This is a genomic window from Cupriavidus sp. SIMBA_020 (assembly GCF_046535395.1).
Taxonomy (GTDB): domain Bacteria; phylum Pseudomonadota; class Gammaproteobacteria; order Burkholderiales; family Burkholderiaceae; genus Cupriavidus; species Cupriavidus campinensis.
Genome location: NZ_JAWRWU010000131.1, coordinates 1 through 379 on the forward strand (window position 1 = coordinate 1; position 379 = coordinate 379).

At 59.1% G+C, this 379-nt stretch carries 1 protein-coding gene; it reads right to left on the reverse strand.

Translation table 11 applies throughout. The features are described from left to right. Positions 1-379 (reverse strand): transposase (locus tag SB751_RS28490; RefSeq protein ID WP_410748852.1); only part of this gene is annotated, 379 nt, incomplete at both ends.

A 379-nucleotide genomic window follows, 5' to 3' on the forward strand; every position in this document is an offset into this window, starting at 1 on the left:
GATAGAGCCGTGCATCGGGATCGGTCCGGGACTCATGCGTCTCGTTGCTGCGCTTCTCGCCTTTAAAGTCGCCTGCGTTGCCGCCGTCGCTGTCCTGATCGTCACTGTCCTTGGGCACGAAGCTCTTGTGCCCCGCCCACGCCTGGATCAGCGTGCCGTCCACGCTGAAGTGCTCTCCCGAGAGCAGGCACTTCTTCTCAGCGATCGCCACCACTTCGTTGAAGAATTCGATCACCGCATCATGCTTGATCAGGCGTTCGCGGTTCTTCGTGAAGACCGTCGGTACCCAAACCTCGTCATCCATCGCCAGGCCGATGAACCAGCGAAACAGCAGGTTGTATTGCACCTGATCCATCAATTGGCGCTCCGAGCGGATGCT